The sequence below is a fragment of the Gluconobacter kondonii genome (genome assembly GCF_002723995.1).
Classification (GTDB): domain Bacteria; phylum Pseudomonadota; class Alphaproteobacteria; order Acetobacterales; family Acetobacteraceae; genus Gluconobacter; species Gluconobacter kondonii.
This window is the reverse complement of the sequence record NZ_BEWP01000005.1, coordinates 1-23,988: the sequence shown is the minus strand read 5'-3', so window position 1 is coordinate 23,988 and position 23,988 is coordinate 1. Positions and strand designations below refer to the sequence as shown.

Annotated in this window: 17 protein-coding genes and 1 tRNA gene; 9 read left to right on the top strand and 9 right to left on the bottom strand. The window is 58.6% G+C overall.

Going from position 1 to position 23,988, the window contains the following annotated elements; genetic code table 11:
• The first annotated feature begins 5 nt into the window (after positions 1 to 5).
• From GKO01_RS06710 to GKO01_RS06690, 5 genes are all read left to right on the top strand, one after another.
• Positions 6 to 794 carry a class I SAM-dependent methyltransferase gene (locus GKO01_RS06710; protein WP_099286381.1) on the top strand — a complete coding sequence of 263 codons (789 nt, stop codon included), beginning with the start codon at positions 6 to 8 and terminating at the stop codon, positions 792 to 794.
• 4 nt (positions 795 to 798) lie between these two features.
• Positions 799 to 1,998 carry a bifunctional phosphopantothenoylcysteine decarboxylase/phosphopantothenate--cysteine ligase CoaBC gene (gene coaBC / locus GKO01_RS06705; RefSeq protein ID WP_099286380.1) on the top strand — a complete coding sequence of 400 codons (1,200 nt, stop codon included), beginning with the start codon at positions 799 to 801 and terminating at the stop codon, positions 1,996 to 1,998.
• A gap of 19 nt (positions 1,999 to 2,017) precedes the next feature.
• Positions 2,018 to 2,473: a dUTP diphosphatase gene (dut, locus tag GKO01_RS06700; RefSeq protein ID WP_099286379.1), complete on the top strand. Its 456-nt coding sequence runs from the start codon at positions 2,018 to 2,020 to the stop codon at positions 2,471 to 2,473.
• 92 nt (positions 2,474 to 2,565) lie between these two features.
• Complete coding sequence (locus GKO01_RS06695) at positions 2,566 to 4,209, top strand: ABC transporter permease family protein (protein WP_099286378.1); 1,644 nt, start codon at positions 2,566 to 2,568, stop codon at positions 4,207 to 4,209.
• A 38-nt stretch (positions 4,210 to 4,247) separates the two neighbouring features.
• Positions 4,248 to 5,561: an ABC transporter ATP-binding protein gene (locus tag GKO01_RS06690; RefSeq protein ID WP_099286377.1), complete on the top strand. Its 1,314-nt coding sequence runs from the start codon at positions 4,248 to 4,250 to the stop codon at positions 5,559 to 5,561.
• A 3-nt stretch (positions 5,562 to 5,564) separates the two neighbouring features.
• On the opposite strand, the gene GKO01_RS06685 is transcribed toward GKO01_RS06690, so the two are convergent.
• The 3 genes from GKO01_RS06685 to GKO01_RS06675 form a co-directional block, all read right to left on the bottom strand.
• Entirely contained in the window at positions 5,565 to 6,947 is a 1,383-nt protein-coding gene (locus GKO01_RS06685; RefSeq protein ID WP_099286376.1) for a DUF2252 domain-containing protein, read from the bottom strand.
• A gap of 51 nt (positions 6,948 to 6,998) precedes the next feature.
• On the bottom strand, positions 6,999 to 7,553 hold the full coding sequence (msrA, locus tag GKO01_RS06680; protein ID WP_099286375.1) for a peptide-methionine (S)-S-oxide reductase MsrA: 555 nt from the start codon (positions 7,551 to 7,553) through the stop codon (positions 6,999 to 7,001).
• 73 nt (positions 7,554 to 7,626) lie between these two features.
• Entirely contained in the window at positions 7,627 to 9,570 is a 1,944-nt protein-coding gene (locus tag GKO01_RS06675; protein WP_099286374.1) for a CocE/NonD family hydrolase, read from the bottom strand.
• A gap of 152 nt (positions 9,571 to 9,722) precedes the next feature.
• Between GKO01_RS06675 and ilvD the strand changes: the two genes are divergently transcribed.
• Positions 9,723 to 11,579 carry a dihydroxy-acid dehydratase gene (gene ilvD / locus GKO01_RS06670; RefSeq protein ID WP_099286373.1) on the top strand — a complete coding sequence of 619 codons (1,857 nt, stop codon included), beginning with the start codon at positions 9,723 to 9,725 and terminating at the stop codon, positions 11,577 to 11,579.
• On the opposite strand, the gene GKO01_RS06665 is transcribed toward ilvD, so the two are convergent.
• The 4 genes from GKO01_RS06665 to GKO01_RS06650 form a co-directional block, all read right to left on the bottom strand.
• Positions 11,557 to 12,438, bottom strand: a complete 882-nt coding sequence (locus tag GKO01_RS06665) for an alpha/beta fold hydrolase (protein ID WP_099286372.1) — start codon at positions 12,436 to 12,438, stop codon at positions 11,557 to 11,559. The genes ilvD and GKO01_RS06665 overlap by 23 nt on opposite strands.
• Positions 12,431 to 15,097: a valine--tRNA ligase gene (locus GKO01_RS06660; protein ID WP_099286371.1), complete on the bottom strand. Its 2,667-nt coding sequence runs from the start codon at positions 15,095 to 15,097 to the stop codon at positions 12,431 to 12,433. Before GKO01_RS06660 ends, GKO01_RS06665 begins: the two co-directional genes overlap by 8 nt.
• A gap of 55 nt (positions 15,098 to 15,152) precedes the next feature.
• Complete coding sequence (locus GKO01_RS06655; protein ID WP_244901363.1) at positions 15,153 to 15,551, bottom strand: DUF2497 domain-containing protein; 399 nt, start codon at positions 15,549 to 15,551, stop codon at positions 15,153 to 15,155.
• Positions 15,552 to 15,709: 158 nt separating this feature from the next.
• A complete protein-coding gene (locus GKO01_RS06650; protein WP_099286369.1) occupies positions 15,710 to 17,167 on the bottom strand; it encodes a TolC family outer membrane protein in 1,458 nt (485 codons plus the stop codon).
• 156 nt (positions 17,168 to 17,323) lie between these two features.
• Between GKO01_RS06650 and GKO01_RS06645 the strand changes: the two genes are divergently transcribed.
• Positions 17,324 to 17,397, top strand: a tRNA-Cys gene (locus GKO01_RS06645).
• Between the two features lie 308 nt (positions 17,398 to 17,705).
• Positions 17,706 to 20,681 carry a hypothetical protein gene (locus tag GKO01_RS06640; RefSeq protein ID WP_099286368.1) on the top strand — a complete coding sequence of 992 codons (2,976 nt, stop codon included), beginning with the start codon at positions 17,706 to 17,708 and terminating at the stop codon, positions 20,679 to 20,681.
• Between the two features lie 86 nt (positions 20,682 to 20,767).
• Here GKO01_RS06640 and glk read toward each other — a convergent pair whose 3' ends face one another.
• Positions 20,768 to 21,736: a glucokinase gene (glk, locus tag GKO01_RS06635; protein ID WP_099286367.1), complete on the bottom strand. Its 969-nt coding sequence runs from the start codon at positions 21,734 to 21,736 to the stop codon at positions 20,768 to 20,770.
• Positions 21,737 to 21,847: 111 nt separating this feature from the next.
• Positions 21,848 to 22,651 carry an SDR family NAD(P)-dependent oxidoreductase gene (locus tag GKO01_RS06630; RefSeq protein ID WP_099286550.1) on the bottom strand — a complete coding sequence of 268 codons (804 nt, stop codon included), beginning with the start codon at positions 22,649 to 22,651 and terminating at the stop codon, positions 21,848 to 21,850.
• Between the two features lie 139 nt (positions 22,652 to 22,790).
• Here GKO01_RS06630 and GKO01_RS06625 point away from each other — a divergent pair, with 139 nt between their 5' ends.
• Positions 22,791 to 23,984 (top strand): hypothetical protein, encoded by a 1,194-nt coding sequence (locus tag GKO01_RS06625; RefSeq protein WP_099286366.1) that lies wholly within the window; start codon positions 22,791 to 22,793, stop codon positions 23,982 to 23,984.
• The last annotated feature ends 4 nt before the right edge of the window (positions 23,985 to 23,988 follow it).

Genomic DNA, 23,988 nt, shown 5'->3' with positions numbered 1-23,988 from the left:
GCCCCATGACCGATAGCGCAGAACACAACGCCTCGCCCTTCCAGTCCTCCGAACATGTCGAGGACACCATCGATTTCGGCTACCGCAATGTCCCGCGTGGCCAGAAAAAGACGATGGTCCGGGAGGTGTTCGAGAGCGTCGCCGGGAAATACGACATCATGAATGACGTGATGTCGCTGGGAATTCATCGCGTCTGGAAGCGCATTTTCGTTGGGATGCTTAACCCGCGCCCCAACATGAAGCTGCTGGATCTGGCAGGCGGTACGGGTGACATCACGTTTGGCTGGCTGCGTGCTGGAGGTGGCCCGGCCATCCTGTCCGACATCAATGCCGCCATGCTGTCCGTCGGGCGTGACCGCGCCATCAAGGCCGGGCTGATCGGCAAGATCGAGGTCTGTGTCGTGGACGCGGAAGCCATCCCTCTCCCCGACTGTTCCGTCGATCGCGTGACGATTGCCTTTGGCCTGCGCAACTGCACAGACAAGCTGGCAGTTCTTCGGGAGGCGCGTCGCGTTCTCAAGCCGGGCGGACGCTTCTTCTGCCTCGAATTTTCGCAGGTTGAGATCGCGGCCCTCGCACCGATTTACGATCTCTGGTCCTTTCAGGTTCTTCCCAAAATGGGCCAGATCATCGCCAAGGACTCCGAGAGCTACCAGTATCTCGCCGAGAGCATCCGCATGTTCCCCGATCAGGAAACGTTGGCCCAGATGATGCGCGATGCCGGGCTGGAGCAGGTCCAGTACCGCAACCTGTCGGGTGGCATCGCCGCCATCCATTCCGGCTGGCGTCTGTAAGGCCATGCGCCGCGTCCTGCTGATCGTCTCGGGAGGCATCGCGGCGTTCCGGGCGCTCGAACTCGTGCGCCTGCTGCGGGCGGATGGTATTGCCGTCACGCCCGTCATGACCGAAGCAGCGAAGGCGTTCGTCACGCCGCTCAGCCTTGAAACGCTGGCGGGCGAGCGTGTTCATGACGCGCTGTTCGAACCCACGCAGGAAAGCGAAATCGGCCATATCGCCTTGGCCCGAAGCGCGGATCTGGTCGTTGTCTGCCCCGCCACAGCCAACATTATGGCGCGTATGGCCCATGGGCTGGCGGATGATCTGCCGACCACACTGCTTCTCGCGACCACGTCCCCCATTCTGCTGGCCCCGGCCATGAATGTGCGGATGTGGGAGCACCCCGCCACACAGGCCAATCTGAAGCTGCTGGAGGCACGCGGCGTTTCCGTGATCGGCCCTGATGTGGGCAGCATGGCTTGTGGCGAAGTCGGCGCCGGACGTCTGAGCGAACCTCCGGTTATCCGCGATGCGATTCTGCGTCTTCTGACGCCCGACCAGTCCCTCTCCGGACGTCATGTTCTGGTGACGGCAGGCCCGACGGTCGAGCCGCTCGATCCCGTGCGCTTCCTGTCAAACCATTCTTCAGGACGGCAGGGCTATGCCATCGCGGCGGCTCTGGCGAAGCGGGGCGCGACCGTCACGCTCGTTAGTGGTCCGGTTTCGATTCCTGTCCCCGAGGGCGTACGCCGCATTCCGGTCCAGACCGCGCGCGAGATGCTCGCCGCCTGTGAAGCCGCTCTGCCAGCCGATGTCGTAATCTGCACGGCAGCCGTCAGCGACTGGCGTGCAAAAGACATCGCCTCCGGCAAAATCAAGAAAACTGGCGGCGGGCCTCCCACGCTTGAACTGGTGGAGAACCCAGACATTCTGGCAACGCTCTGCCGTTCGCCTCAGCGTCCGCGCCTTGTCGTGGGTTTTGCCGCCGAGACGGACGATGTGCTGCAAAACGCGCAGGCCAAACGGCTGCGTAAGGGATGTGACTGGCTGGTGGCCAATGATGTCCGTCATGGCGTGTTCGGTGCGATGCGCAATACGGTCAGCCTGATTGACGATCATGGCCTGCAAAGCTGGCCGGAAATGGACAAGACCGACGTTGCGGAACAGCTCGTTGAACGGATTGTCGCGTTCTTCGTCAACCCGCTTTCACAGGGTGCATAATCCGGGGTAAGACAGGGTCATGACGACAGACCTGATTGATGTGCGCATCACGCGCCTGCCTCATTCCGAGGGGCTTCCCCTCCCTGCCTACGCCACTGCCGGGGCCGCAGGATTCGATTTTCTGGCCGCTGTGGATGCGCCTTTGACGATCGCTCCGGGTGAGCGCGTCCTCGTCCCGACCGGGCTGTGCATCGCCCTGCCGCCTGCCTACGAGCTTCAGGTCCGTCCGCGCTCGGGGCTGGCGCTCAAGCACGGCATTACCCTGCCCAATTCGCCCGGCACCATCGACGAAGACTATCGCGGCGAACTTCGCATCATCGTCATGAACGCGGGCACCGAACCCTTTACGGTCGAGCGTGGCACCCGGATCGCACAGGGCGTTCTGGCCCCCGTCTCCCGTCTGCGCTGGTCAGAAGTCGAGACACTGGACGAGACCGCGCGGGGTCACAGCGGTTTTGGCAGCACCGGCCACTGATCTTGGCTTGCTGGCATGCAAAAAACACTTGAGACTTCCAGAGGTCTTTTTTTAACCTCTGGTTTCCATCAGGAACGAGGACAGCACGCACCATGACGGGCAGCCCGATGGCCATGCCCCTGCGGATCATGCATCGCTGGCGCCAGCGCATGAGCGGCGTCGAGCTTTCGATCCTGTTCTGTGCCGCCGCAATCGCGCTCCTTGTGGTTCGACACGCTCCGGCGGTCCCGGTCGTATCGGGGGCATTGCCAAGTATCTCTGTCGGCGTTTGGAGCGCCGCAGTCCTGACCCTGCTGCATGTCGCTCTGGCGCTCATGACCGTTGTGATCCTCTCCCTGCTCATATCCGGAGCCGCATGTCAGTGGCCGCGTTTCAGAGCGTTCCTGATCCCCGCTCTCTCGGTTGCACGGGCCGTTCCGGGTCTCGGCCTGATCGGGATCTTCGCGGCTATTTTCCCTGCTTCTGTGACCATCGTTCTGGTTGCGGCCTCCAGCATGATCTGGCGGATCGTCACGGCTGTTCTGGATGCGGAAGATACGCTCCCACCCGCCCTCGACGAAGTGGCCACCGGCCTGCGGATGACAGGATGGCAGCGTTTCTGGCGATTGCAGATTCCCGTCGCAGTACCGCTGACGACCTTCAGGGCCATGCAGTCCATGCCGGCGTTCTGGGTGCGCCTTCTGGCTGCGGAAGGTCTGATGATGCTGATGAGCCATCGGACGGATGGAGGATGTGGTGCAGCAGTTCTCCACGCCATGCTGGATCACCACCCGCTCAGAATTGTCGAAATCTCGCTCGTCATTCTTCTGCTGATCCTTCTCGTCGATCAGGCCGTCATGCGCCCGGTTCTGGGCTGGGCGCAGCGTTACCGGCCGGAAGGTCCTCTGGAGGAGCGCCCTCGCCCCCAGTCCTGGCTGCTGAGGATCTGGCGTCGGACAAAACCGATGCTCTGGCTCAGCGGAACATTGGGCGAGGCTCTCGCCTGGATCGGAAACTGGCGGATCGGGCGCCCCCGGAGCATTCTTCCCGAACAGGACGTGGCTGCCCGCGAGTTCCCCCGAGCGATCCTTCCGGTCCTTTCGCTGTTTGTGCTGGTTTACGCGATCTACCATGCGGGCTTACTGCCGCTTGTTCCCTCGGACCTCACCGAGAGTATCCTGACGCTGTCGCATGTCTGTGGAACGCTGGTCCTGTGTCTTCTGGTGTGGGTCCCCTTGGGGCTGCTCATCAGCGAAAGCCGGGCGTCCCTACGCAATGTCTGCCGAAATGCTGCCGCGGCCTGCGGACTTTTTCCGGCTGTCCTGCTCTATCCGCTGTGTCGGGAACTGGGTCTCAATTCCGCGATCGTGCTGCTTTTTCTGGGCGCACACTGGCTGGTCGGGATCGTGGTGCTGGACGCAGCAAAAGCTATTCCTTCAGGACTGCGACAGGTCGCCACCGGCCTGAGACTGCGAGGTTTACTCCTGTGGCGCAGGCTGCTTCTGCCCGCCATCGCCCCCGAACTCTGCGGCGGTTTGCTGACGGCTGTGGTGCCGGTCTGGAATGCTGTGATGGTGGCAGAGGCTTTCGTGCCGTCCGATAGCGGTCTGGGCGCCACACTGCTGTCCGAAGTGCTCGGCGGGGCCTTGGGCGCGCAGATCCTTGCCCTGATGCTGCTGACGCTGCTGTCCATGCTGCTCGACCGTCTGATCCTACAACCTCTCGCCGTGAATGCGGCCCAAAAATATACTCTCTAAAATATACCCTCTGAACCTCAGGCTGAAATTCCAGATCCATGAAATCCCTTCTGTCCCTTCGCGAATGTCGCCAGACTTATCTTAAGGAGAGCAGCACGGATCTGGTCGTGCTCGATCACATCAGCTTCGATGTGAGAGCCGGAGAAATCCTCGGCCTTCTCGGACGGTCGGGGTCGGGGAAATCCTCCCTGCTGCGGATCATGGCGGGACTGACTCCGCCGGTGTCGGGAGAGGTGCTCTGGCAGGACATGCCCGTGGCCGGCCCGCTGGATGGCGTGGCGACCGTCTTTCAGTCCGGTGCGCTGTTTCCTTGGCTCACGCTGCGGCAGAATGTGGCTCTTGGTCTGGAAATGCGCCGTCTGCCGCGGGCAGAACGCGAAGCCATGACGGATGCTGCCATCGCGGTCATGGGGCTTGAAGGCTACGAAAACGCCTATCCGAAAGAACTGTCAGACGCTCTCAGTCAGCGCGTCTCTTTCGCCCGAGCCCTGGCGCTTCAGCCGTCGCTGCTGCTGCTGGACGAGCCGTTTTCGGCGCTGGACATGCTGAGTGCGGAAAACCTGCGTACCGACCTCATCGAATTGTGGGACGAAAAACGCCTGCCCCTCAAGGCCATGCTTCTGGCGACGCACGGGATCGAGGAAGCCGTTCTGATGTGTGACCGCATCCTCATTTTCTCCTCCAGCCCCGGCCGCGTCACGCACGAGATTGCGGTGCCCTTCCCCCATCCCCGTAACCGTGAGGACGAAGATTTCCGCCGCTTCGTGGATCAGATCTACACGTTGATGACCCGTCGTGCTCCGATCGTGTCTGAAGCAGAGCTGGTGCAGTCAAATTCCGGCTCAGGTGAAAGCCTGCCACCCTTCTCCATCGTCCTGCCCGATCTCGCCGTGGAGGTTCTGGTCGGGCTGATGGAAGTGCTGCAAAGCGAACCGCTATCCGGTCGTGCGGATCTGCCGGAACTGGCGCAGCGGCTTCAGATGACGCTCGATGACCTGCTGCCGCTCGGGGAATCCCTTCAGCTTCTGGATTTGGCGGAACTGGAAGATGGCGACATCCTGCTTACGCCCGATGGTCAGGCGTTTGTCGAAGGCGATTCCGACACCCGCAAGGACCTGATGCGGACTGCATTGCTCCATCACCTGCCCCTGCTCCGCTCCATCCGCGGCACGCTCGACGAGCGTTCAAGCCACGTCGTGGATGCCGCGCGTTTCCGCAAAGCGATGGAAGAGAGCATGTCGCCTGATTACGCCCGCCAGACTCTCACCACGGCGATCGGCTGGGCCCGCTATGCCGAACTCTTCGACTACGACGAAGAGTCCGACCGCTTCCATCTGGAAAACGAGGAGTAAACCTCAAGCACAGCAGACGCGCTTGTCCGCAATCGCCTGCGTGAAGGCTTTCCAGTCCTTTTCGCTCTGATCGGCGTAACGAACCGCAAAATCGGCAATGGCGGAGGCAAAGGACTGGCCTTTCCCCAGATAACCCGCCAGCAGCGAAAGATCGGCCGATCGGCCATGCGACCGCCCAAGCGTGCGTCCACATAACGCCGCATATTCGGGCAGAAGAGCGTTCTCGATTTTCTCGCCGATCATGGCCAGACGCACATCCTTGGTCTGACGGACATAGAAGTCCCGGCCCCCGCCAGCCTTGCGGCCCGTCTGGGACGTTGTGTGTTTGCCCGTAGTCTGGGTCCAGCCCAGAAATGTGTCTGAACTGGCCTGCATGATCCGCTGCCCCGTCACGACGCGCTCCCCGTGATTGGGAAGGTCCACCGCGCCCTGAAAGGGCTCAAGCACGGATGTCTGGGCTTCCTTGATCTGAAGGATGAGTGGTTCATGATCCGCTGTGGTGAAGAGCCCGAGCGCACAGAATGTCCCGACGCTGCCAATCCCCACAACCTTGAACAGCACGTCCTGCAGTGCATAGCGTTCCAGCACGATCCTGCGCTCGGGCGGCAGATCGCTGACATAGCGCGCAAAGGCGCCACGGACGATATCGTTATGCTGTGGCAGGCGCGTGACGAAGGGCGGGTGCTCCTTCAAGCGCACCGAGGACTTGGGGTCGATCATCCCGAAATGACCGGAAATAGCCCCAAGTTGTGACTGGATTTTCTCCATCATGCCCGTACGCGTCGTATTGTCCTTGATGCCGTCTATGACGGCCCGCAGATCAATCCGCACATTCCAGGCCTGAAGCGGCGTCAATTCCGACAGGCGCGCAATTTCTTCGACATACTGCCGGACAGCGGAAACGGCCAGACGGCGACAGTGCTTTTCAGACAAGGACGCCTCGCGCCCGGCCAGCACAAGGCTGGTTGCCAGACGTTTGAGATCCCACTCGAATGTCGCCGGTGCCGTCTCGTCGAAATCATTGATATCGAAAACGGGCAGCCCTTCCGGAGATGGATAGCAGCCGAAATTATCGAGATGGCAGTCTCCGCAGGACTGAACGCGAATCCCGGTCGCGGGTGTGAAGGACAGGTCCGAGGCCATAATGGCCGCGGCACCACGCAGGAATGCGAAGGGCGAGGCTTTCATGCGCTGATGGCGGATGGGAAGCAGGTCCGCAATCCGGCTCTTTCCCTGCCCCAGCAGAATTCCGATCGGATCGGGCCGTGTGGCTGGAGGCGTCCAAAGCGCGTGGCTGCTGCGCTTGACAGTTTTGCGGAGTGCCACGCCCGCTGCGTAACGGGCCTGACGGGTACGGAGTGTGGGAAAGACGGGAGTTTCTGTCATGGTTTGTCACGTTATCCGAAAAATGTGCCATGACAAAGCACCCCGCGCCTGTCAGTCCGGCTGTTTGAGACGATCCCGATAGAGCTTGCGCGCCTTGGCAACCTTGGGCGCCACGACGGCTGCACAATAGGCGGTCTGCGGGTTGCGGGCGAAATAATCGTGATGCTTTTCCTCAGCGGGCCAGAAATGGGCCGGACCTTCAATGGAGGTGACGATCGGCTCCGGCCACAGACCCTCCGCAGTAATTTCATCCAGAACTTTTCTGGCAGTGTCCTGCTGGACGGCATCGCCAAAAATAACGGACCGATACTGCGTACCGATATCGTTACCCTGACGGTTGAGCTGTGTGGGATCATGGGTCGTGAAGAACACGCGGAGTACGTCCTCCAAACCGATTTCGGCCGGATCGAACACGACTTTCACAACTTCGGCATGGCCCGTCCGGCCTGTGCAAACGTCTTCATAGCTCGGGTTTTCAACACTGCCGCCAGCGTAGCCCGGCTCAGCCGAAATAATGCCGCGCAGGCCCGTAAAGACGGCCTCGACGCACCAGAAGCAGCCTGCGCCAAGGAGAATGGAGGACAGGTTGGAAGACGGGGTCGTCATGATGATGCTCCGTTAAAAGGACAGCCTCCCCATATGGGGAGGCCGAACCTGTCTGACGAGTTTGCTGAATAAATTACGGTGCTGCCGTGACGACTGGGAGCCAGACGGCGCTGGCATGGTCGCCACCCCGGTGGATAGTCTGTGTGGCCGCACGGTACTCCGGTGCCTTGGCGTCGAAAATGTTCGGCACGAAGGTCTGGGGATTGCGGTCATAGAGCGGGAACCAGCTCGACTGGATCTGGATCATGATCCGGTGTCCCTTGAGGAACACATGGTTCATGGCCGGAAGCGTGAAGTGGTATTCCTGCACCTGTCCCGCCGGAATGGCGGACGGATGAGCAAAATTCTGCCGGTAACGGCCGCGGAAAATATCCATGGACATCGGAAGCTCATACCCGCCCATTTTGGGATTGTCCGGCGTGTGACCGGGCTGGACGTCGATGATCTTCACGACCCAGTCCGCATCCGTTCCGGTGGTCGAAGCGAACAGATCCGCCGTCGGTACGCCCGAAACCCGAACCGGCGCATCAAGAACGGGAGTCTCGTAGGTCAGGACATCCGGGCGGCTCTCAGCAAAGCGCTGATCTGACACAAGCCAAGGCTTCCAGCGAGGATCTCCGTCCATCATGTAAGGACGCTCGACAAACGGCACCGGATGCGCTGGATCGGCCACATAGCTGTCCGTTCCGGGCAAGGTGCGCTTGAACGCAAGACCATGGTCCGGCTGGAGATACAGGCGCTCACCTTTCTGCAAGCACGACGTGCCACAGTCGCTCAGCCAGTTGCGGAAGTGGTCCCAGTGGTTCTCGCCGGTATTGTAGATAATGGCTTCGTCCAGATGCGGATCGGGCGCGTCTTTCAGATAGTGGTCGAAGAACGGACGCATGACAGTGGCGCGATACCACAGCGCCGTATCGCCATTGAAATGCAGCGGACCGAGCGTGGAGCCATCATAATTCACACCGCTATGGCGCCACGGCCCCATGACGAGAATGTTCGGAACCTGCGTATGATGCGCCTTGAGGTTCATCCAGGAATGGATCGCGCCCCACATGTCTTCCTGATCCCACAGTCCCTGTTCCCAGATGGTCGGAACCTTGAGCGGCTTTTTCACGATCAGCTGATCCAGCGCCTGATCCTGCCAGAACGCGTCATAGGCCGGATGCGCTTTCGTGCGGCGCCACCAAGGGAACTGGTCCAGCCCGGCTTTCGTCGCGAAATTGCCTGTGGAAACATCCGCAAGGAACGTCGTGTAGTCATCCTCGTCAGGACGGTCGAGCGAAACACCGGAGCCCGCGGCCGCCATCTGAGCGGCAAAATAATCCAGACTGGGCTGGCGGAATGCGCCGTAATGGAACCAGTCGTCGCCCATCCAGCCATCGACCATCGGGCTTTCCGGAGAGGCAACCTTCAGAGCCGGGTGCGGGTCCAGCAGCGCCATGACGACCGTCCAGCCCTCATAGGACGATCCGGTCATGCCAACGCGGCCATTCCCCTGCGGCACATTCTTAACCAGCCAGTCGATCGTATCCCAAGCATCGGTCGTGTCATCCGTCTTCGTCGGGTTCAGCGGACCGATCGGGGGCCGCGTCATGACATAGTCGCCCTGTGAGCCGTATTTGCCGCGAATATCCTGAAAAATGCGGATATAGCCCCCATCCACGAACACGTCGTCTCCCTGCGGCAGGAGCGCGCGCATGGTTTTCGCATCCGCATCGCGGCTGGCGCGCTCGCTGGCATTGTAGGGCGTGCGCGTCAGAAGCATCGGCGCATTTTTGGCGTTTTTGGGAATAACGATGACGGTATGGAGCTTGATCCCGTCGCGCATCGGAATCATGACGTCGCGCTTGATATAGTCGCGATCGACCGGTGGCATGCTGACATGGGCAGGAATATCGCTGCCAGTCTGGATCATGTCCGGTGTGACCGGCAGGCTGGAAGTGGGTTCGGCGGCCTGTGCTGCATACAGACAGGTTACGGCCAGAGCTGTGCCGAGGCTCAGAAAATGACGTCTCACAAAGGGCTCCTGATCTTTGTTCCGAGTTTGGACCGGACGGAGACTTTCGGGCAAGAGCAGCACGCACCGGTTTTCATATCTTTCCTGCACTGGCTTCCGCGCGTTTGATTCGCTATGGATCAGGGCCTTATTCCGTCATGAAAGTTTGTTCCATGCCTGCCTATCGCTCCCGCACCACCACTCACGGCCGCAACATGGCGGGCGCCCGTGCGCTCTGGCGGGCGACGGGCATGAAGGACGGCGATTTCGGCAAACCCATTATTGCCATTGCCAACTCCTTCACGCAGTTCGTCCCCGGCCATGTCCATCTGAAAGACATGGGCAGTCTGGTGGCGTCCGCGATCGAAGAGGTTGGCGGAATTGCCAAGGAATTCAACACGATCGCAGTCGATGACGGCATCGCGATGGGCCATGGCGGAATGCTGTATTCCCTGCCTTCGCGTGAGCTGATCGCAGATTCCGTGGAATACATGGTCAACGCCCATTGCGCGGATGCCATCGTCTGCATCAGCAACTGCGACAAGATCACGCCGGGCATGCTGATGGCGTCCATGCGCCTGAACATCCCCGTTGTGTTCGTCTCGGGTGGCCCGATGGAAGCGGGCAAGATCAACGGCCCCGGTGTGACGCGTAAGCTGGACCTTGTTGATTCGATGGTGGCTGCGGCCGATCCGGAAGTCTCCGACAGCGAATCAGAGCAGATCGAACGCTCCGCCTGCCCGACCTGCGGGTCGTGTTCGGGCATGTTCACCGCCAATTCCATGAACTGCCTAACCGAAGCGCTCGGCCTGTCCCTGCCCGGCAACGGCTCCCTGCTCGCCACGCACAGCGACCGCCGCGAACTGTTCCTGAGCGCCGGGCGTCTGGTCGTGGAACTGGCACGTCGCTGGTACGAACAGGACGACGCCTCCGCCCTGCCCCGCAACATTGCCACGCGTGCGGCTTTCGAGAACGCCATGACGCTTGATATCGCCATGGGCGGCTCGACCAACACGGTTTTGCATCTTCTCGCTGCCGCCAGCGAAGGCGGCGTTGACTTCCATATGCACGATATCGACCGCCTCTCGCGCCGTGTGCCCAATCTGTGCAAGGTCGCTCCGGCCAAGAACGACGTGCATATGGAAGACGTCCATCGCGCAGGCGGCATTCCTGCCATTCTGGGTGAACTGGACCGCGCGGGCCTGATCGACACGAGCGTCCCGACCGTCCATGCGCCCACGCTCGGCGATGCGCTAAAAAAGTGGGACATTCTGAACGGCGATGCGCAAGCCGCGCATCTGTTCAAGGCCGCTCCCGGAAATGTCCGAACCGTCCACGCCTTTTCGCAGTCCAGCCGCTATCACGAACTGGATCAGGACCGTGAAGCCGGTGTTCTGCGCGACAAGGCACATGCCTTCTCGCAGGATGGCGGTTTGGCCGTGCTCTACGGCAACCTTGCCGAAGATGGCGCAATCGTCAAAACAGCCGGTGTCGAAGCCAGTATCCTGATCTTCACGGGAACGGCGCGCGTCTTCGAAAGTCAGGATGATGCCGTGGCCGCCATCCTCGGCAATCGCATCGTGGCCGGTGACGTCGTGGTCATCCGCTACGAAGGCCCCAAAGGTGGCCCCGGCATGCAGGAAATGCTGTATCCGACGAGCTATCTGAAATCGAAGGGTCTGGGCAAGGTCTGCGCGCTCATTACGGATGGCCGTTTCTCAGGCGGAAGCTCGGGTCTGTCCATCGGCCACATGTCCCCCGAAGCCGCTGAAGGCGGCCTGATCGGACTGGTCGAGGACGGCGACCGGATCGAGATCGACATCCCCAAGCGCGGCCTGCATCTCGCTGTTTCGGATGCCGATATCGCCGATCGGCGGGAGCGGATGAATGCACGTGGCGCAGATGCGTGGAAGCCCAACCGCGAGCGCGTCGTTTCAAAAGCCCTTCAGGCCTATGCCGCCATGACCACAAGCGCAGCTCATGGCGCCGTACGCGATCTGTCTCAGATCATCGTGAAGACGCGGACCTGATCGCATTCTCCACGGCGTCCTGCAATTCGGCGGACGCCAGCATTTTGGACGCAACATGTCCCGTTGCCGGGACGAGCATAATCGTCCAGCCAAAGGGCACATTGAGCCTCTCAGCCTGTTCGCGGGCTTGGGCATAGGCCCACTGTCCGCGTTCCAGATGGTTGCGCCCCTGCCCCGCAGCGTCGGGGACGCGCTCATTGGGTAACGAAGGTGTGGTATCGTCAGCGCCCAGAATGATTGCGATATTCCGGGAGAGATAGCGCTTGAGGTCCGGGAGGCTGGCCGCTTCAGGCCAGTTATGAAACCCGTATGGAACGGGGGTTTCCGTCTCCGGTTCGACGTAGGTGGCAGGATTCATGATGACCGTCATGACTTCCTCGCCGGGAACATAGGCTGCGACCCGCTCCAGATATTGTGCCCCTGCGGAGTGCCCAATCAGAATGATCGGAAGATGCGGCTCATCAGAAATGTTTCGAGCCCACTGCTCCAGTGGTTTCATATACAGGGACGCTGGAGCCGCCCTTTGTGATAAAATCGGAAATCCCCCACGCTGATACTGTTGGACAGGAAATCGCGATAAGGGAAAATTAGGCGCGAACACCAGACTGCATTCATGTCTGGCCAGTGGAATAGTGTTGTCGCGATACGTCGCGCTATCGCGCTCTTTTCCGGCCAGCACGATCAGGATCGCCCTGATCGTGCAGGATGCAGGTTTGAAGACCGAAACATCAAGATGCTCGCCCGCTATGGCAGCATGCTCAAGGCTTCGTCCCTCCGGCAGCGGTCTTGCTGTCGCCATCCCCGCCATAACGGCAAGAATGACAGCAGCAAGGCTGGCGGATGTTCTGAAATCAGGCAAGGCGCCCCAGAGCCGCTTTAAGGCGAGCGAGATCGCTCTGGAATGATGTCAGACGATCCCGATTTTCCTCCACGACCTCCGGTTTGGCGCGGGCGATGAAGTCCACATTATCCAGCTTGCGTGTCACTTTGAGAATTTCGCCTTCGATCCGGGTCGTTTCCTTGGCGAGACGTGCCCGCTCCGCGTCCAGATCAATCAGCCCTTCGAGCGGAATGAAAACAGTGGCCTCGTCCAGAACGATCTGTGCCGCGTTACGGGGCGCATCCTCTCCCACAACGCCAACTTCTGACACCCGCGCCATCCGGCCAATGGCTTCCGCCCAGGTGTGGGCACGACCCAGATTTTCCGCAGTCGCATCCCGCAGCAGAAGCGGTGCTTTCTGCGAAGGTGGAATGTTCATTTCCGAACGCACGGTCCGCACATCACTGATCAGACGAATAACCCAGTCCAGTTCCGACCGGGCTGCATCCGCCTGATCAACCTGCATAGGTTCCGGCCAGCGGCTGTCTTCAAAAGCCCCCGCATAGCCCAGTTCTTTCCACAGCGTGGCCGTCACGAACGGAATAACCGGCTGCATCAGACGCAGGATCAGCCCCAGAACATGCGCGCTGACGGCCCGCAGTTCGATGGTCTCTGCGTTCTCCGCAGCAAAGACGGGCTTCGAGAATTCCACGAACCAGTCACAGAACCGGCTCCAGACAAAGCGGTAGCAGCAGTTGGCATATTCATCGAAACGATAGGCCGAAAGCGCGCGTCCAGCTTCAGCCACGGCATCGTTAGCTTCCGTCAGGATCCAGCGCCCAAGCGCACTCTTGACGCTCGCCGGATCAAAGCCTTCCGTCGGTGTCGCCCCGTTCATTTCAAGGAAGCGAGCGGCATTCCAGAGCTTGGTAATGAACGCGCGATGTTCCTCAACCCGCTTGCGCCCGAGCTTGATATCCCGGCCCGGCCCTGTCCCCGCACAGATCGCAAGGCGCGTCGCATCGGCTCCGAACTCGGCAACGAGATCCAGCGGGTCCAGACCATTACCCTTGGACTTGGACATTTTCTGTCCTTTTTCGTCCCGGACCAGCCCATGAATCAGGACGGTTCGGAACGGAACATCGTCCATGAAGTGAAGCCCCATCATCATCATCCGGGCAACCCAGAAGAAAATAATGTCAAAGCCTGTGACAAGAACACTCGTCGGATAATAGCGCGCCAATTCTTCCGTTTTGTCCGGCCAGCCGAGCGTGGTGAATGGCCAGAGCGCGGAGCTGAACCAGGTGTCCAGAACGTCTTCATCCTGTGAGAGCTTCACGCCTTCACCGGCCTGGGCCTGAGCCTCTTGCTCGTTTTCGGCAACATAAACTTTGCCGTCCGTGCCATACCAGGCCGGGATGCGATGCCCCCACCAGAGCTGGCGGCTGATGCACCAGGGCTGGATATCGCGCATCCAGGCATGGAATGTGTTTTCCCACTGGCGTGGTTCAAACGCGATCTTTCCGCTTTCGACAGCTTCAACCGCAGGGCCAGACAGTGTCTTGGCATCGCAGTACCACTGGAGCGTCAGGCGCGGCTCAACGATGGCCCCGCCACGTTCTGCATGGGGAACCTGAAGCTTGTGCGGCTCGATTTTTTCCAGCCATTCCAGGCGCTCAAGCTCGGCGACGACCTGCTTGCGGCCCTCTTCACGGCTCAGGCCATTCAGGGTTTCGACGAATGCGACCGAAGCGAGCCCGTCAATATCCTGCAGTTCAGGCCGGATTTCTTCGATCCAGAGACAGGCAGTTTCATCGAGAACCGTCAGAGCCGGGAGATCGTGACGCTTGCCGACTTCAAAATCGTTGAAATCATGGGCTGGCGTGATCTTGACGGCACCTGTGCCTTTTTCAGGATCGGAATACAGATCGGCGACAACTGGAATACGGCGCCCTGTCAGGGGCAGAATTACGGTCTTGCCGATCATGTCAGCATAACGTTCATCTTCGGGATGAACAGCGACTGCGACGTCGCCAAGCATTGTTTCCGGACGCGTTGTGGCGACAGTGATGGTCCGCCCGTCTTCCAGCGGATAGCGAATGTACCACATGGACCCTTTGGTCTCGTGGTTCTCTACTTCCAGATCCGATATGGCAGATCGGAACTTCGGATCCCAGTTGACCAGCCGTCGGTCGCGGTAGATCAACCCTTCCTTGTAAAGGGTGACGAACACCTTACGGACCGCGCGGGACAGTCCTTCGTCCATTGTGAAACGCTCACGCTCCCAGTCCGCCGAAGCGCCGAGTTTGCGAAGCTGCTGGACGATGGTGCCACCGTATTCTTGCTTCCAGTCCCAGACGCGCTCGAGAAAACCTTCGCGTCCCAGAGCGGTTCTGCTGGTGCCTTCCTTGTCCAAGGCGCGCTCGACAACCATCTGTGTCGCAATTCCGGCATGGTCTGTTCCCGGTTGCCAGAGGACATTGAAGCCTTCCTGACGTTTCCAACGGATGAGCATGTCCTGAAGGACGAAGTTCAGCGAATGGCCGAGGTGAAGCGTTCCCGTGACGTTTGGCGGGGGAAACATGATCGAAAAAGGCTCACCGGGTCTGTCGGGGTGAGCCCGGAAAGCGCCGCTTTTCTCCCACGCATCGTAGAGGGCGTTTTCATGGTCGGCGGGGACGAAGCTTTTTTCGAGCATGGTTATCCAGGACAGTCAGTACAGCAGGTGGAAGAATGCTCTTCCACCCCCCTTCTTACTCCCGTGGACGCAGACGGGCAATTTCTGCACGGACAAGAATTTCAACCAGTGATGGCAGGTGCGCGTCCAGCCATGTCCGGACCATGCTACGCACTTCGCTACGAACCATATCTTCGATTGTCAGGCCGCTCCCGCGACTGATGACAGTATCCGGCGCAAAGGGAGTCGTGCCACTGAATGCGGCATGCAGTTCATCGAGAGAGCGCTCTGCCGCTGCAACTGTCTGGGCGTTCATCAGATCATTCCGGCTCTGCACGGTTTCTATGTGAGGTGTCGTTGTCATGTCGGTTGTTGCCGGGGTGGCTGTCGAAGTGGGACTGGTCGTTACAGAGGGCGTTGGCGGCGTCACCATCATGGAACTGTCGAGTGTCAGTTCTTCTTCGTGGTGTGCCATGCCTTGTCTCTCCTCGGTTGTCCCGGCCGAAGCAGGATCGTCATGAAGAATGCGCCTAATGGAGCTTAAAACGTCCGTCATGGCTTCGTCATCGTGTTGTTCAGGCTGGTTCAAATCAGAAGAGGTCATAGATTTCGAATATTCCGTTTGTTTAAAAATTATCGGCCTGGCTGATTGATCGCGTAGTCGTTCATGCCCCAGAGCTTGTTCTTGACCGCGTTATAATAAGCTTTTTCATTATAAAGCGGGACACCCAGCTTGAGGTCTACCGCGGTCAGTCGTCCGATTGAGGCGGCAACTGCATAAGAAGATGTGACAAGGTTTGAAAGGTGCTGAACAAGTGTTCTCTGGGATTGCAGTAGAGTTTGCTGCTGCTGGAGAACGGCGAGAGTGGTGCTTGTTCCGACAAGGGCCTGACGCTCCACGCCATCGAGTGCAATCACATTTGCGGAAATGGCCATGCGATCACTGGAAATGGATTGTTTGTAGGCCACCATTTGCTGCCAGCTTGAGGCAGCTTTTTGCAGGGCTGTTCTGCGCTGTACGTCGACTTCCCGATGAGCAGCCTGCGCGTCCTGGCGGGCTCCCCGGATTGCAGCGTATTCCGACCCTCCTTGATAAAGAGGAATGGAAAATTCGATTTCACCGAATTTATTATCCTGAAGGGAGTTACCGTACCCTTGATTGACGGCGTGCTGGTAGTTGAGGCTTGCAGAGACCTTGGGCATGATCTGCGAAATCTGAACAGAAACATTATCTTTGCGCTGAGCCTCAGCAAAGAGCGCGTTTACGACTTGAGGATTGTTCTGTACTGCGACAGCAACTGCTTCCTGTTCACTATGCACGGGAAGATTCAGCGGTTGAGGCGGCTCCAGATTGGGATATGCCGCGATTCCGACGACTTGAAGATAGGTCGCCTGAGCGCTCTGTAGGGTTCCTTCGGCTTGTTGCCTTTCGGCAGTAGCGCTTGCGAGTGCAGCTTGTGCCTGTGCGACGTCGGTCCGGGTGATTTCGCCAACGTGAAAACGTTCCTGAGTTGCCTCAACCTGCTGTTGCAGGACATGTTCGTTGTTAATCGCGATCTGTAATAGCTGTTCGTCTTCGATAATGCCGACATAGGCATTGACAACGTTGCTAAAGACGTCCTGTTCAGTCTGGATCAGATGGGCGCGTTCTGCCATGATCTGGTTCGTTGCGGCGTGAACACCAGCAACGGTTTTTCCGCCCTGATAGAGTGGCTGGGTAATGGTGACGCTGCCCGTATATCCGGGTGTCTGATAACGTCGGGAACTGCCGAGATAGCCGCCGCTGGAAGCGTAATTTGTACTTCCATCATAATACGTCAGATTCATGCCCGTCTGAACGGTCGGGCGCCAGCCTGCCAGTGCAGTAGGAACCTGTTCGTCCGTTGCCCGCAGATGGGCCCGCTCTTCCCGCAGCGTCGGATTGGTCAGATAAGCTGTTGAGAGGGCTTCTTGCAGCGTGTGCGGAATGAAATTCGGCGAACCGCTACCATCGTATTTTTGGGCAAGAGCAGTTCCGCTCAGGAGAAGCGACAGCAGACCCAACCCAAGGGGAGTCGTCAGTTTTGTCGCGCCATTGCACCCTGAAGTCATGAGATTTCCTGCTCTTGAAGTCTGCACTATATCACAGTGTTATGTGAATCAGTTCTTAATAGCCTGTTCGAGAGAAGAAGAAAAATCCTTCTGAAGATCAATTATCTGTCTTGACCCTTCAGGCGCTAAGAGAGATATAGCGCTTGTCTCCATCGAGGTCCGGTGGCAGAATGGTGATGTAGCGGACTGCAAATCCGCGTATGTGGGTTCGATTCCCGCCCGGACCTCCAGAGACAATTTTAACCCCAAAAATTAATCACTCTCCGATCGGTTTTTCAAAACCGTGGATTTGTTGCTGTGGCATCAAATTAAAAAATCTATTGCGTTCAACGCAATACTGTAGATAATGTACGATATAGGCATAATGAGAATGAAATTTTCATTCTATAAACATCTAGGGAATATACTCTGGTGGTGCCCATAATATATAAAAATCAATTTGAATAATTTCTGCTTGGACCAAGGTATAAGCCTTATCTTCCTAAGCTTTCTTGCTGAAGCCGCCCACCCGGGCGGCTTTTTTTTATGAAAAATCCCCATGCATGAAACCGGCATCGTGCTGGCCACGGCGCTGTCTTGCGTGGTCAGGGTGACGCTCTCAAACGTCCAGCGCGCGCTCGTTCTCGGTCTCATTGCTCCCCCTGACACTAAAGAACAGGATTGTCTGATGGTTCAGAATTTCACGCCTCCCTGGAAATCTGTGGTCGACACGGGGGTTCTGGCCGATCTGGTCAAGTCGACGCAGGTCGCCGCAGCTCTTGGCAACAAAGTGGATGCAGACGGGGGCCAGTCGATCCGGCAGTCGATCCAGTCCGGCACCATCGATGCGGCCAGCACGCTCGATGGGGCTAGTGTTGCGGATGTGCTGGCTTCCAGCATCCGCGCCAGTGTGGCTTCGATCGCAGAGTTTCTGGCGCTCACGACATCGCCGGCTGCGGTCATGCTGACGTCCTGGGACGGTACGGATCTAAGGCGTGGCGCGGCAGGTCTCTTCGTCCGCTCTTCGGAAGCTGGTGTGTCAGATTTCGGCACCATTATCGTGACGGCTGGCGGGACCACGTATCGGCGCGTCTATCAGGGTGGCCTCAATCCGCAATGGTTTGGCGCCGTTGGTGACGGGAACAGTCACAAACTGTCCGGCTATTTTTCGACGCTGGCCGAGGCTCAGGCGGTCTTTCCGATTGCCTATAGTCTGGATCAGGAGTTCGATTTTGTCGCCATCCAGACCGTCTGCAATTCCGGCCAGGGCATCAGTTCGCCTGCGCTGCATTACATCATGTGTAATGATGCGGTCGCGCTGGACGACAATCCTCTGATCTGGATTTCGGGGACGTCGTTCGGGGATTTCACGAACTCCATACTGGATTTTACGGCGCTAAAGGCCGTGAACACGGTTATGGAGTATATTGACGACCCCACGTTTGCGACCGGCAATGCCAGCGGTGCGTTCGTCAATGCGTCAATCTATTCTCCCGCCCAGATCACGGATGTCGTCTTCGAGAAGGGTATGGCGGTCTATACTGATCCGGCGAATGCAACCCAGATCACGGGGTCTGTGTCGGGCGGCGTTCTGACCGTGACGGCCATGACGGGAAACCCTGACATCAAGGTCGGGGACCCTCTGTATGATTCGCAGTGGAAACTCGGTACGCAAACCACGATCACGGGCTTCGGCACGGGCACAGGTCGCACCGGCACCTACACCCTGTCCAACACCACTGCGACGATTGCTGCCTCTGACAACAACAGCATGTCCACGGCAACCGGGCACTGGAACCAGTTCGGGCAGAAGCTGACGCTTCCCAAGGGCGCATATACGTTCGAGATCGAGTATTCCTGCACACTCGGCGGGTCGTATGCCATGCTGAACAGCCAGCCGGGCAGCATCGGTCTGGGCGTCAACAGCGGTAGTCCCGGATCGGGGCAGTCCAGCTGGGTCATGCAGGGTCCGAGCGTCACCCTGTCCAATCTGTCAGATGTTCCGGTGACAGGTTCGATTTCCGTGCCTCTGTATGTGCCCGAAGACAGTACGCAGTTCGTGGTCGTGTCCGTGTCCGGGTATGTAAACGCCACATTCACCCGGTTCTCGGTGACGAAGCTGAACCGGAATGCGGCGGTATTATCCACGAGAGATGGTGCGACAGAGCATTACCCTCTGGGGTTGCTGACCAAGGGTTTTTCCATCAACGGACCGGGAAGAGATTCAGGTCTCATCGGCATCTGGTACAATTCCTATGAAAACATAGACGGGACCGTTCAGAGTTTTCAGACAGGCAGCGTCAATTCATTTGGCGTTGGCATAAACTACGGCAGCGGTGCGTATCTGTCAGAATATTGGGATTTTTCCGTCGGTGATTGTGGGGTTTGTGTTCAATTTCTTCAGGGCAGCATCAACGCCGGTGAGAATTACAGATGGTATGGCGGAAGTCTGGGAAATTCCGCCTGCATCATCAATAATCCAGGTGGCGGTGAATTTACCTTCTATGGCACGTCGCTGGATTACTCGGACCAGTGCATCATCAATAATGCCGGACGCATCGAGACCCATGGCTGCCACATGGAGATGATGGGGCCGTCTGCGTATGACAAACCGCTTTATCACTGCAAAGGCAGCGGTGCGATCATCTGCCACGGCGGCATGTTCCTCGGGGCGGGCAATCACGCAAACTTCCCCGGCCCACCGGTCTTTCTCGAAACTAATATGTCTCAGATGATTTTCCACGAGACGCAGCTTTACAATCTGACCTGTGCGGATGGCAGGGCTTTGCGTGGGCCGGGTCAGCTTAAGATCAGGAGTTCGGTCAACACCGGCAACGCCAATGTCGGGACATACAATAACTGGACTTCCGATCCGCTGGGTCTGGCCGGGTTTTTCATTCCGCAATCAAAAAGCGTTCTGACGCTGAATGGAGGCGTCGGACTGACGGGCGGTCTTTATTCGGAGGATGTTGCGGGGATTGACCAATGGACGTCCCAAGGGGCCAGCGCCGCACTTTCGACGGACTATATGTTTAATGGCTATCCGGCGTCTCTGAAGGTTCAGACGCAGGGGCAGAGCCGGAACGACAGAATTGTCATTTGCGTCCCGATTGAGAAATACCAGTCTGGGAACATCGCGCTCAATGTCCTGTTTCCTTATGACCTGTCGACGGGAGCCGTCTCAACCAATGACGTCATGCCCACAGATGATGCGGATCTGGCGGTTCTATATTTCCGAACATTCTTTGTGCAGGTGATCGGGTCGGACCAGTTCGGAAGAGCTACTTTTGGCGGGGCCAATCTGTTCTGTGGTGAGGACGATATCCACGTTCCAAAAGCCGGTTATACCAAATGGCTCTCTCATGGGACATCACCGGGATATCTGGGAAATCCGGGAACTCCCGGTGAATTGGAAACAGACACGATAGGGGCCGGTGCGCCTGCGTTTGCCACGCATGTCGCGTTGATTCTGGATACGGAATCCCTTCCGAAATGTACGTTCTATATCGGCGCTGTAACCGCCAATCTGTATTGAGAACGCCAAAAATAAGGCGTTTTTTTCTTTGATGTCAGTGCTTGGATTTCCGGAGGTCGTCTTCGGAAATCCAAGATATTGCCGTGTTACGGATGGGCTTCCGCATATGCGGCGGCGGCTCCGAACAGGCCGGGTTGTGGGTGGGTGATGATCTTGACCGGCATCTCGGTCATCATTGTCTCGAAACGCCCTTTTGCGACGAAGCGTTCGGCAAATCCGGAATGGCCGAGGCTGTCTGCAAGTCGCAGGCCCAGTCCACCACCAATCACGACGCCTCGTGCTCCGTGCGCGAGTGCCAGATCGCCGGAGACTGCGCCCAAGCTCAGGCAGAAGCGTTCCAGTGCGGCAACGGCCACGGTGTCCGAGCCGTCGAGGGCGTTCTGCCACAGGGTGCGGTTGTCACGCAGGGTAATGGGCCAGCCCTGTATTTCCGCAATGACTTCATAAAGATTGGTTAGTCCCGGACCAGAGACAATCCGCTCTGCGGAAACGCGGCGAAAGCGCAGACGCAGGGCTTTAAGAATTTTGTCTTCCAGTTCGTCGAGGGGAGGATAGTCCAGATGACCACCCTCGGTTTCCATCACGAAATACCGGTCGTTGCGACGAAGGAGGCACGCAGCACCCAGTCCGGTTCCCGGCCCTACAATCGTGATGGCACCTTCGGTGGGAAGGTCGATATCTGGCCCACACAGATGTTTCATATAGGATGAATCGACCTGTGCTACGGCATGGGCCACAGCTCCAAAATCATTGACCAGCACGAAATTATCGAGATGCAGGCGCGCGGCGAGTTGGCTGGGCTGGATGATCCACGGATTGTTGGTCAGTTTGAGGATTTCTCCACTGACCGGACAGGCGACCGCAATACCGGCTTCGCGCGGCAGGTCACGATTCAGGGAGCGGCCGAATGTTTCCCAGGCCAGCGCCAGACTGCCATGTTCCGCACATTTCAGTGTCGTGGCCTCACCCAGTGTGATGACCTTGCCATCCTCGATGGTCGCGATTGCAAAACGTGCGTGCGTTCCACCGATATCGACGGCGACGATTTCCCTCATGGCACCTCAAGTCCTCTGGCGATGCTGGCCGGCGGCCCGCGCTTTTTCTGTGTGCAGCAGTTGCCTACCGGTTCCTCCGCGTCAAGTTCCGGATGTGATGGAAGTCGTAATTCAGCGAGCGGGCCGCTGTCGGACTTCTGCGGTTCGTAGCAGTCGGTGAACGATGGCGCGTGGCATGATCATTTCAAGAACCCGGGCTATGGCGAAAGGCCAAGGGAAAAGCAGGTGCGCCCTGCCCTGCCCGATGGCGCGTGCGATCATGCGGGCAGCGCGTTTTGAGGAGACGAGGAAAGGTCGTGCTCCTTCGAGCCGTTGGCTCATCGGTGTGTCGACGTAACCCGGAGAAATCAGGGTGACAGAAACATGATGCGGAGTCATGGCGGCATGCAGGGCCGTGCTGAAGCGTGCCAGACCGGCTTTTGAGCCGCTATAGGCTGTTGCAACCGGAAGATCGTGGAACGCCGCGACGGACCCTACCAGTGCGATCCGGCCTTCTTTTCGGACAGCCATACGTGAGGCCATTTCGGTGGCAAGGGTCGCAGGGGTTGTGAAGTTGACAAGAGAGATGTCGCGGACCTGTTCGGCTGTTTCCGTCAGGGCGCCTTCGGGACGGATATCGCCCAGTCCCGCCCCCAGAATCAGAATATCGATTTTTCGCGCGTCGTCTGTTTTTCGCAGAGCATCCAGAGCGTCGTCCGTGCGGCACAGATCGAGGGACAGAATGTCTGCCGAGGCGCCTTTACGGACGACCTGTGCGGCAATGTCTGCAAGGCGTTTGGGATTGCGGCCCCAAAGCGTCAGATGTGTTCCCGGACGGGCGTAGTGGAGCGCCAGAGCGGCGCCGATCCCGCTCGATCCTCCGGTAATGAGGACGTGAAACGGGGCGCTGGAAGAGGAAACAGAAGTCTCTGGCATGGAAAACCGCTTTATTCGTGGTCGGATCGGGGCTGGAAGGGTATAGCCCTCCCATGCAACAAGATGCGACCCCGTGCCGTACTGGCACATCAGCCCGCTGGACGGGATGTTTTTTTCGATCAGAGGTACACCTGCCATTATGACACTGCCCGACAGGACTGACATCCCTGCGCCGCATGATGATCTTGTGGTTCGGCCAGTGACGACGCGGGCTGATCTCAAACTGTTCACGACGCTTCCGCGTCGTATCTATGCCGGAATGGCGGGTTTTGTCCCGGCTTTCGACATGGAACAGGATGATCTGCTGAACCCGAAAAAAGCGCCGATTTTTCGCCATGCGAGCATCCGCTATTTTCTGGCATGGCGTGGAAACACGGCTGTGGGGCGCATTGCGGCAATCGTGGACCATCGTGCCATTGAGCACTGGGGCATGAAAATCGGCTGTTTCGGGGCGCTGGATGCCGTTCCTGAAGGCAGTGTCGTCAGCGCACTGCTGGAGACGGCCCGGAACTGGCTGCGTCTTCAGGGCATGCAGACAATGCGCGGGCCGGTGACGCTGAGCGGCAATGGCGAATCCGGCCTGATGATCGAAGGGCAGGACCAGCCCCTGATGGTCGCCATGCCTTGGCATCCGCGCCTGATGGGGAAACTGGTTGAAGACGCGGGCTATACGCCCGTTGAAGACCTTTTGAGCTATAAGCTCGATCTCGATGATCAGACGGAATCGCGTTTCAAGGTTCCGGGCGATCTGAAAATTGGTGAAGGCCGACTCGGCTCCATTGCCATCAGGCGTCTGTCGAAGAAGCAGATTGCCGAGCAGGGCGAAATCCTGCGTCAGCTTTACAATGATGCCTGGAGCGACAAGTTCAATTTCGTACCGCTTCAGGATTACGAAATGAAGGCCATGATCAAGCAGCTTGGTCCGGTGCTTCGTCCTGAACATTACGTCCAGATCGATCAGGATGCTGAACCCGTCGCCATGGCGCTGGTGGTTCCCAATCTTTACGACATTGCTGGTGATCTGGGTGGTTCGCCTTCGCCTCTGGGTTGGGTGAAGCTTGCGGCCCGGCTGACGACGCATCGCTTTCATTCGGCACGAGTCATTCTGCTCGGTGTGACGCAGCGTCTGCGTGGCACCGTTCTGGGGGCGCTTCTGCCGTCTCTGGCGATTGCCGAACTGATGCGCCGCCGGAAGTCCCTGCCCTATTCCTGGGTGGAGCTGGGCTGGATTCAGGCCTCTGATTCCAACATGCGTAATCTGGCAGAAAGCATCGTGCCTGAGCCGTACAAGCGCTATCGGCTTTATGAACGTCCGATCGACGATCCGGCCTGAAGGC

Bases quoted from the DNA above. Each gene is read 5' to 3' on its own strand.
- coaBC (WP_099286380.1), top strand. From the start codon at position 799: ATGCGCCGCGTCCTGCTGATCGTCTCGGGAGGCATCGCGGCGTTCCGG.
- ilvD (WP_099286373.1), top strand. From the start codon at position 9,723: ATGCCTGCCTATCGCTCCCGCACCACCACTCACGGCCGCAACATGGCG.
- msrA (WP_099286375.1), bottom strand. From the start codon at position 7,553: ATGACGACCCCGTCTTCCAACCTGTCCTCCATTCTCCTTGGCGCAGGC.
- GKO01_RS06685 (WP_099286376.1), bottom strand. From the start codon at position 6,947: ATGACAGAAACTCCCGTCTTTCCCACACTCCGTACCCGTCAGGCCCGT.
- GKO01_RS06660 (WP_099286371.1), bottom strand. From the start codon at position 15,097: ATGCTCGAAAAAAGCTTCGTCCCCGCCGACCATGAAAACGCCCTCTAC.
- GKO01_RS06710 (WP_099286381.1), top strand. From the start codon at position 6: ATGACCGATAGCGCAGAACACAACGCCTCGCCCTTCCAGTCCTCCGAA.
- GKO01_RS06655 (WP_244901363.1), bottom strand. From the start codon at position 15,551: ATGGCACACCACGAAGAAGAACTGACACTCGACAGTTCCATGATGGTG.
- glk (WP_099286367.1), bottom strand. From the start codon at position 21,736: ATGAGGGAAATCGTCGCCGTCGATATCGGTGGAACGCACGCACGTTTT.
- GKO01_RS06625 (WP_099286366.1), top strand. From the start codon at position 22,791: ATGACACTGCCCGACAGGACTGACATCCCTGCGCCGCATGATGATCTT.
- dut (WP_099286379.1), top strand. From the start codon at position 2,018: ATGACGACAGACCTGATTGATGTGCGCATCACGCGCCTGCCTCATTCC.
- GKO01_RS06650 (WP_099286369.1), bottom strand. From the start codon at position 17,167: ATGACTTCAGGGTGCAATGGCGCGACAAAACTGACGACTCCCCTTGGG.
- GKO01_RS06695 (WP_099286378.1), top strand. From the start codon at position 2,566: ATGACGGGCAGCCCGATGGCCATGCCCCTGCGGATCATGCATCGCTGG.
- GKO01_RS06640 (WP_099286368.1), top strand. From the start codon at position 17,706: ATGCATGAAACCGGCATCGTGCTGGCCACGGCGCTGTCTTGCGTGGTC.
- GKO01_RS06630 (WP_099286550.1), bottom strand. From the start codon at position 22,651: ATGCCAGAGACTTCTGTTTCCTCTTCCAGCGCCCCGTTTCACGTCCTC.
- GKO01_RS06690 (WP_099286377.1), top strand. From the start codon at position 4,248: ATGAAATCCCTTCTGTCCCTTCGCGAATGTCGCCAGACTTATCTTAAG.